Consider the following 8,410-nt stretch of genomic DNA (forward strand, 5'->3'; position numbering starts at 1 on the left):
GCCTGGCCATGAGACGGTCGGGCCGGCGCGCGAAAAGAGCAGGGAGGGCTCGGACGCTGCGATCAGTGGCGGGCCTTGGACGGCGGTGCAGGGAAGAGACCGGGTGTCAGCCCTTGGGGGGGCGTGCCGCGATCTCGGCCCTGGAGCTGGGTCCAGGGCCCGCCCCCGAGGCATTGGGAGCAGGCTCTTCTTACGCCGGTACAAACCGGATCAAGTTCAGCGGGACCATGGCTTCCACCACATCTCAGCCCGACGCGTTCTCTTGACTTCAGCGAGAACGACGCAACAGGGCACCCCGGAGCAGGCCTGCAGTATAGGGGGCTTGAGCGGCGGGGTTCGGACCGCGTGTCCATGAAAAAATGCATTGAACGCTCAAGGCCGGGCAACAGCGATGCGCTCACAATCCAGCATGGTTGTCGTGACTGATCCGCAGCAAGCTCTCACCGCAGCGCAAGCGGCGCTGGCGCAGGCTTTGCACTGCCATGAGGTATCGGATCACCAGGCGGGCCAGGTGGCGGCGCAGCAGGCGCTGGAACTTGCACAACAGGCCCAGGCGCCCGAATTGCAAGCCCAGGCGGGCGCCGTGCTGGCCCTGCATCTCCATCGCAACGGCGAAGTGGAAGCGGCCCTGGCCCAGGGGCAGCAGGCGCTGAATCTCATGCCCGAGCACGCGGATGGCGGCTTGCGAGCCCGCTTGCTCAGCACCCTGGCGCTGTCATGCGATCAGCTGGAGCTGCCGGTTGACGCGCTGGACTACGCCCTGGCTGCGCTGGACTGCGCGCGTCAGGCGGGCGAGGCCGGCCCGGTGTGTCTGGCCATGTGCCGGGTGGCGTCAGCCTATGTGCGCATGGCCAATCCTGCCCGTGCCGACACCTTTGCGCAGCAAGCCTTGGAGCTGGCCCGTCTGCATCATGACGGCGAGCAGATGTTCCGCGCGCTCAACACCCTGATCGACAGCAAGCTTGAGCAAGGGGATGCGCTGGCACTGAGCGGCGAGCACGAGGCGGCTCGCCAGTGCTTTGCCGAGGCCCTGGCCTTTTCGGACGAGGCGGTGACCTTGGGTGCCGCTTCCGGTGAGCTCTATCGTGCCAACGTCGGGCGCATCAATCACGGGGTGGTGCTGCTCAAGGTGGACCAGGCCGAAGAGGCTCTGGCTGAGTTTGATCAGGCTTTGGCTGTCGCGCAGGCCCATGGGTTTGAGCTGATGATTTCGGCCTCGTTCGACATGCGGGCTCAAGCATTGATGCAGCTGAACCGATTGCCCGAAGCCATCGACCTGATGGAGCGGGCACTGAGCAGCATTGACGTCCACGAGGACCCGGGCGCCTTCGAGCAGCTGCACGAACACCTCTATGAAGCGCACAAGCGCCAGGGCGACCTGGCCAAGGCGCTGCTGCACCATGAGCGTCTGCGCGAGCTGGAACGGCTGCGGTTCCGCCAGCGTGAGAGCACCCATCTGCGCGTGCTCCTGACCAAGGCCGAGTTGGAGCGCTCACGGGTGACTGCCGAGCGGGCCGAGATGGAGGCGCAGATCCAGCGCCTGCGGGCCTTCGAGTTGCAAGTGGAACGCGATGCCTTGGCCGCGCAGGCGCACGAGCTTGGCCGCCATGCGGCCGAAGACGCACTCACCGGCCTGCCCAATCGCCGCGCGATGGATTTGCAGCTGGCTGCGCTGTTTGCGCTGGACGGCGATCAGGCCAGCGCCGCGCCCTGGTCCTTGGCCGTCCTGGACCTGGATCACTTTAAGCTCATCAATGACCGATTTGGTCACGCCGTGGGCGACGATGTCCTGCGCGCGGTCGGGTCCCTGCTCAGCCACGGACTGCGGCCGCCCGATGTGGTGGGGCGCATGGGAGGCGAAGAGTTCCTGATCCTGCTGCGCAACACGCCGCTGGAGCAGGCGATGCCGGTGTGTGAACGCCTGCGCCAGCTGATCGAGTCGCACGATTGGGCGGCCCTGACGCCGGAGGTTGGCGGCCTGCGCTTGCGGGTGACCGCCAGCCTGGGCGTGTGCCGCGTGATGCCCGGTGAAGACATGCGCAGTGCCCTGGAGCGTGCCGACAACGCGATGTACCGGGCCAAGCAGTCGGGGCGCAACCGGGTGGTGGCCCAGGCGTGAAGCTGAGGGCTTGAGAACTCAGGCCGCCGCGCCCTCCGACCTGAGGCGCTGGCTGGCGCCAGCTGCGTCGGTCAGGGCCGTCGCCAGCGCCTCGATGAACAGCCGTGTGCGCAGCGGCATCAGCCGGCGTTCCGGAAAAACTGCCCAGCATGCAGCCGGCGCCAGGCACCAATCGGGCAGCACGCGCAGCAGTTCGCCGCGCTCCACATAAGGACGGGCGAACAGATCGCCGACGGCGGTCACGCCCACGCCGGCGCAGGCCAGCCGCAGCAAGGTCTCGGGCGAGTTGACCAGCGTGCGCCGCGCGGGCATGCCTTGCCAGTGCTGTTGCGCGGCGCCGTCGCCTTGGCTCAGGCTCCATGCCATCGGCTCGCCGGAGCGTGACAGGATCATCAAGGCGTGAAGCTTCAGCAGGTCGGCTGCCTGGGCCGGCTGCCCCTGAGCCTGCAGATAGGCGGGGGCCGCGTAAAGACCACTGGTGAAGGTGGCCAGTCGCCGCGCAGCCAGCTGGCTGTCTTCGGGGAGATCCCCCATGCGGATCGCGAGGTCGAAGCCCTCGGCGATCAGGTCGACGCGGCGCGGTGACAGATCCAGCTCCAGCGCCACCTCGGGATAGGCCGTCACGAAGGCGGCTATGGCTGGCGCCAGCAGCTGGTTGGCCAGATCGCCTGGCATTGAGACCCGCAGCCGTCCGGTGGGCTTCTGCCGGCGGTGCTGGGCCAGGGCCAGCGCGTTGTCCACCTCGGCGGCCAGGGCGCGGGCATGTTCCATCATGCCCTGGCCAAACTCGGTCAGCGCCAGGCTTCGGGTGCTGCGCTGCAGCAGCTTTTCGCCCAGGCGCTGCTCCAGCGCTGCGATGCGGCGAGAGACGGTGGACTTAGGCCACTGCACGCGCTCCGCGGCGCGGCTGAAGCTGCCGGCCTCGACCACGCGGGCGAATAGCAAGAGATCGTCGGCATCCGGGTTCATGGCCATGATTGTGCTGTTGATGGAACAGTGAAGTCCAGTTTTAGGGCTTCTGTTGAAGATTGCAGCTCAATACAGTGTGCTCATCGGCCCAGCGCCGCCTCAACCGACAGGAGCAAGACCATGAGCACCACGACCCGCCAGATTCTGCAGATCAATGCCAGCAGCCGCCGTGTCCAGGACGGCCAGGGCTCCTACTCCACCCGGCTGGCCAGCGAGCTGGCGCAGGCGCTGCTGCAGCGCCAGGCCGGCGCGAGGCTGAGCGTGCGTGAGTTGGGGCTGAACCCGCATCCGGCGCTGGATGAAGTCGCACTGGGCGCCCTGTTCACGCCGGCAGAGAAGCGCACCGCCGAGCAGGCGGCCCGCGTCGCAGCCGACAACGCGCTGATCGACGAGTTGCAGGCCAGCGATGTGATCGTGATCGCCACGCCGATGATCAACTTCGGCGTGCCCAGCCAGCTGAAGAACTGGATCGACGCGGTGGCCCGCGCCGGCAGCACCTTCCGCTACACCGCCACCGGCCCGGAAGGCCTGGTCAAGGGCAAGCAGGTTTATGTGCTCATCGCCTCAGGCGGCGTGCACCGTGGCCAATCCACCGACGGCATCACGCCCTATCTGCGCACGGTATTGGGCTTCCTGGGCATGACGGCGGTCGACTTCATCTATGCCGAAGGCCTGGCCATGGGGCCCGAGGCCGAAGCCGCCGGCGTCGCCAGTGCCCGCCAGCAGATCGCCACGCTGGTCGGCGAGGCAGCAGCGCTCGCCCAATAATCCCGGCTTCGCCTTCACCACTCCCTCTTTCGTTCCCGACCGGAGCACGCCATGAGCCTTGCCACCCCGCACCACAGCCTTGCCACGACGCAGCCGCTGCTGCGACCGCGCGCGGTCGAACGCCTGGTGGCCGGCCAGGCCACCAGCGATGGTGCGGGCGTCAAGCTGACGCGCGTGCTGACGAATGATCTGCAGCGCCGGCTCGATCCCTTCCTGATGCTGGACGCCTTCGGCTCGGACAAGGCCGACGACTACATCGCCGGCTTCCCCGACCATCCGCACCGCGGCTTCGAGACGGTCACCTACATGCTCGAAGGCCGTATGCGCCACCGCGACTCGGCCGGCAACGAAGGCCTGCTCGGCAATGGCGGTGTGCAGTGGATGACCGCCGGCCGTGGCGTGATCCACAGCGAGCTGCCCGAGCAGGAAGACGGCCGCATGGAAGGCTTTCAGCTGTGGCTGAACCTGCCGGCCAAGGACAAGCTGTGCCCGCCCTGGTATCGCGACATCCCCAGCGCGCAGATCCCCGAGTTCGAGCATGCGGGCGTCACCGTGCGCGTGATCGCTGGCAGCAGCCACGGCGTGGCCGGCGCGATGCAGCGCGAGGCCACTGCGCCGCTGTACCTGGACCTGCATCTGGCACCCGGCGCGCAGTTCGAGCAGGTGCTGCCGGAAGGCCATAACGCCTTTGTCTACGTGTACCGCGGCAGCCTGAAGCTTGAAGGCGGTTGCACCGTGCCGCAGCAGCGCATGGCGATCTTCGCCAACACGCCGCGCAGTGACGGCGTACGCCTGCAGGCCGGCGAGGCGCCGACGCGGGCCATCCTGATCGCCGGCCGGCCGCTGAAGGAACCGATCGCGCAGTACGGCCCCTTCGTGATGAACACCCGCGAGGAGTTGATGCAGGCGGTGCACGACTTCCAGAACGGGCAGCTGGCCTGAGTCAGCCCCGGACGGACGGTCGGTCGGGCTGGCCAGCCTTGAGTGGCTGAACATGCTAGGCGCCCAGGTGCGCGTGCAACACGGCAGGCTACCCCGGGAGCATGTGAAAATTGCCTCCGTCCATCGGAGCTCCCGTGATCGAAATCGTTTCTGCCACACGCCACTCGAAAACACAGTTCTGGGCCAAGACCGCGCTTGGGCAGTCGCTGAAGCGGCTTGAGTTCGATCAACGCATTGCTTCACGCATCGCCTTCGAGAACCGGCGCGGCCTGCCTGAGATCTACAACGAGCGCATCCAGTCGCCCGACAGTCCGGAGATCCTGGTCTTCATCCACGACGATGTCTGGCTGGACGACTACTGGCTGAGCGAGCGCCTGCTGGAAGGATTGAACCGATTCGACGTGCTGGGTGTCGCCGGCAATCGCCGGCGCGCGCCAAGTCAGCCCGGCTGGTTCTGGATTGAAGAGGGCGTGCGTGACGATGTCGCGCACCTGTCCGGGGCTGTGGCGCACGGGCCGAACGCCGGGGGCGAGGTCGTGGCCTTCGGCTTCAGCGCTTCCGAGTGCGAGTTGCTGGACGGTGTGATGCTCGCGGCACGCAAGAGCCGCTTGCGCGAACTGGCCGTGGGCTTCGACCCACGATTCGACTTCCATTTCTACGATCTGGATTTCTGCCGTACGGCGCGCCAGCAGGGGCTGCGGCTCGGCACCTGGCCCATCGCCATCACCCATCAGAGCGGCGGCCGTATTGACGATCGCTGGCGGCAGGCGCTGCAGCTTTATCGGGCCAAGTGGGGCGAGGTCTGAAGCAGCGACGATCGCCGGCGCCGAGCCCAGCTCGCTGGAATCCGGGCTGATTTGGCGCAAGCTTGCTGCGCGGTGTGTCGCTCACGCTGCGGCCTGAGCGCTGGCACTTGCATGCCCGGGCGCTGGGGCTTTAGGCTGCCCGGATGGACGCAAACAAGATGCCCTCACGCGGCTACACGCATGACACCGTGCCCGCCGCCTTGGATGCCCTGAACGACCGACCCGCCGCCTTGCGGCCGGCCCCGGTCGCGGTGGATCTGGACGGGGTCTGGTCCGCGCTCAGCAGTCAGCCCGAGCGCCATGCACCGCACCTGGGTGACGCCCTGATCGAGGCGGGCCTGCTGGGTCCTGCGCAATTGCAGATGGCCTTGCGGCGCCAGGCGGCGATGGGCCAGCACGTGCCGCTCGGCGAGTTGCTGGTGCAGCTCGGGCTGATCAGCCCTGCCCAGCTGCGCATGACGCTGGCGACCTGGCTGGGCGTGCCGACGGTGGACCTGGCGCATGCCCGGCCCGAGCCCCAGGCGCTGGACCGGCTGCCGCGCGCGCTCGCGCAGCGCGAGTCGGCGTTGCCGCTGATGGTGCGCGAGGACGTGCTGGTGGTGGTGGTGTCCGACCCCTGGGATCAGCGCCTGCTGGACGTGCTGCGCTTCGTCACCGAGCTGCGCATACGCCCGGTGCTGGCAGCGCCGGGCACCTTGACGCCGGCGATTGCCCAGGCCTACCAGATCAAGCTGGATGCTCAGGGCGGCAGCCCCGCACCGAGCAGCGGACCGTGCCTGCCGATGCAGGCACAGAGCATTCGAGAGCTGGCCCAGGAACTGGGCGAGGGCGATGCCGCCAGTGCCGAGACGGATGCCGGCGCTTTCTCGGAGTCCGACAACGCGCTGGTGCGCCTGGTCAATCGCCTGATCGCGGATGCGGTCGAGCTGCGCGCCTCCGACATCCACATCGAGACCTTCGAGGCGCCCAAGCCGGTGCGTGTGCGCATGCGCGTCGATGGCGATCTGGTGCGCTATCTGGAGCTGCCCGCGCGGGTGCGCTTTGCCGTGGTGGCGCGGCTGAAGATCATGGCCGATCTCGACATCTCCGAGCACCGCCGGCCGCAGGACGGCAAGATCGACTTCAGCCGCTTCGGCGGCGCGCCGCTGGAGCTGCGCATGGTCACCGTGCCGACCAGCGGCGGGCTGGAGGACGTGGTGCTGCGCCTGCTGGGCGGCATGCGGCCGCTGCCGCTGGATGGCATCGGCCTGTCGGACGCCAATCTGGAGGGCTTGCGCCGCATGATGGCCAAGCCCTATGGCCTGCTGTTAATCTGCGGCCCGACCGGCTGCGGCAAGACCACCACGCTGCACTCGGTGATGCGCGAGTTGAACGAGGACAAGCGCAAGATCTGGACCGCCGAAGACCCGATCGAGATCACGCAGGATGGCCTGCGCCAGGTGCAGATGAATCCGCGCATAGGCTGGACCTTCGCGGCAGCGATGCGCACCTTTCTGCGCGCGGATCCGGACGTCATCATGATCGGCGAGATGCGCGACGAGGAGACTGCACGCATCGCGGTCGAGGCCTCGCTGACCGGCCATCTGGTGATGTCCACGCTGCACACCAACTCGGCGCCCGAGAGCGTCACGCGCCTGCTCGAGATCGGGCTGGACCCCTTCATGTTCTCGGACTCCTTGCTGGCCGTGCTGGCGCAGCGCCTGGTGCGGCGCCTGTGCCTGGACTGCCGCGTTCCCGAGCCGCTTGATGAGCGGGCCACGCGCTCACTGCTGCGTCTGTATCTGCAGTCGGGCAGCGGCGCCTCCGATCACAGTGAGGAGACGCTGCTGGCGAACTGGCATCAGCATTACGCGGTCGATGGCCAGTTGCGCCAGTACCGCCGCAACGGCTGCGATGCCTGCGGCGGCACCGGCTACAAGGGCCGCCTGGGCATCCACGAGCTGGTGATCGCCGACGAGGCGCTGCGCGAACTGATCCGCCGGCGTGCGCCGGCCAGCGAGATGTTCGTCGCCGCGCAGCGCAGCGGCATGAGCACGCTGCGCCAGGACGGCATCGCCAAGCTGCTGGCCGGCTTGACCGATCTAACTGAGGTGCTGGCGGCGACCGGGCAGTGAGTCCGACTAGCCTGCACGTGATGCGTCCAGCACAAGGGGGGACTGTTGCGCGCGCATAATAGACGCTAGCAACCCGGTGGGAGGATTTGGTCCATGGCGGAAATGTTCAGCGCAGGCATCTTCGGCTTCATCGCCGTTGGTTTTCTCTTCTACGTCTGGAGCATCGGGTGGGCCTACCAAGATGCGAAGCAGCGCGGCAAACCACCCTTGGCGGTCGCCTTGATGGTCATGTTTGGGGCTTGGCCTATGGGCTTGATCATCTGGGTTGCACTTCGGCCGGGTCGGCGTCGCCCGCCCTTCAATCTTGAGGATTTCCGGCGGCACTAGTGTCCAAGGCCCTGACCGATCGTGGATCGGCGTTGTGTGTGGCTTCAGCGCAGCGGGTCGGCCAGCCCATCGAGGATGGGGCAGTCCGGGCGCTCGTCGCCGCGGCAGCAGCTGACCAGCTGTTCCAGCGCGAGCTTCATGGCCTGCATCTCGGCCAGGCGGCGCTCCAGGTCGGCGATATGCGTTTTGGCGATGCGCTTCACATCGCTGCTGGAGCGGCGCCGGTTCTGCCACAGCTTTAGGGATGGTCTGCATAAACCCCGGGGAAATCAGCTACCGGACGACCTGAGCGGCTGAGATGATTGAGACCATGAAGCAGACGAGTCTTGGACTGGGGCAATCGAGCAAGCGCACGCGGCGACGCG

General features: G+C 67.4%; 7 protein-coding genes, 1 pseudogene and 1 riboswitch. Of the genes and pseudogenes, 6 read left to right on the forward strand and 2 right to left on the reverse strand.

From position 1 onward, the window contains the following. Positions 1–170: 170 nt before the first annotated feature. A riboswitch (TPP riboswitch) is annotated at positions 171–308 on the reverse strand. A 101-nt stretch (positions 309–409) separates the two neighbouring features. Beyond that, a complete protein-coding gene (locus ACIQ67_RS11315) occupies positions 410–2,119 on the forward strand; it encodes a diguanylate cyclase (protein ID WP_397534467.1) in 1,710 nt (569 codons plus the stop codon). 18 nt (positions 2,120–2,137) lie between these two features. Here the strand turns inward: ACIQ67_RS11315 and ACIQ67_RS11320 are convergent, their stop codons facing one another. Then, complete coding sequence (locus tag ACIQ67_RS11320) at positions 2,138–3,088, reverse strand: LysR substrate-binding domain-containing protein (RefSeq protein ID WP_397534468.1); 951 nt, start codon at positions 3,086–3,088, stop codon at positions 2,138–2,140. Between the two features lie 120 nt (positions 3,089–3,208). Between ACIQ67_RS11320 and ACIQ67_RS11325 the strand changes: the two genes are divergently transcribed. The 5 genes from ACIQ67_RS11325 to ACIQ67_RS11345 all read left to right on the forward strand — a co-directional run bounded on the left by ACIQ67_RS11325 (position 3,209) and on the right by ACIQ67_RS11345 (position 8,045). Next, positions 3,209–3,856 carry an FMN-dependent NADH-azoreductase gene (locus ACIQ67_RS11325; protein ID WP_397534469.1) on the forward strand — a complete coding sequence of 216 codons (648 nt, stop codon included), beginning with the start codon at positions 3,209–3,211 and terminating at the stop codon, positions 3,854–3,856. Positions 3,857–3,907: 51 nt separating this feature from the next. After that, positions 3,908–4,798, forward strand: a complete 891-nt coding sequence (locus ACIQ67_RS11330) for a pirin family protein (RefSeq protein WP_397534470.1) — start codon at positions 3,908–3,910, stop codon at positions 4,796–4,798. A 134-nt stretch (positions 4,799–4,932) separates the two neighbouring features. Further along, positions 4,933–5,604, forward strand: coding sequence for a glycosyltransferase (locus ACIQ67_RS11335; RefSeq protein ID WP_397534471.1), 672 nt, complete (start codon positions 4,933–4,935; stop codon positions 5,602–5,604). Positions 5,605–5,747: 143 nt separating this feature from the next. Next, positions 5,748–7,718 carry a GspE/PulE family protein gene (locus ACIQ67_RS11340; RefSeq protein ID WP_397534472.1) on the forward strand — a complete coding sequence of 657 codons (1,971 nt, stop codon included), beginning with the start codon at positions 5,748–5,750 and terminating at the stop codon, positions 7,716–7,718. 93 nt (positions 7,719–7,811) lie between these two features. After that, positions 7,812–8,045 (forward strand): hypothetical protein, encoded by a 234-nt coding sequence (locus ACIQ67_RS11345; protein WP_397534473.1) that lies wholly within the window; start codon positions 7,812–7,814, stop codon positions 8,043–8,045. A 44-nt stretch (positions 8,046–8,089) separates the two neighbouring features. Here ACIQ67_RS11345 and ACIQ67_RS11350 read toward each other — a convergent pair. After that, positions 8,090–8,284: pseudogene (locus ACIQ67_RS11350) on the reverse strand (MerR family DNA-binding protein); the annotation flags it as partial. Between the last annotated feature and the right edge of the window lie 126 nt (positions 8,285–8,410).

Source organism: Roseateles sp. (assembly GCF_044373315.1).
Lineage (GTDB): Bacteria > Pseudomonadota > Gammaproteobacteria > Burkholderiales > Burkholderiaceae_C > JACDQM01.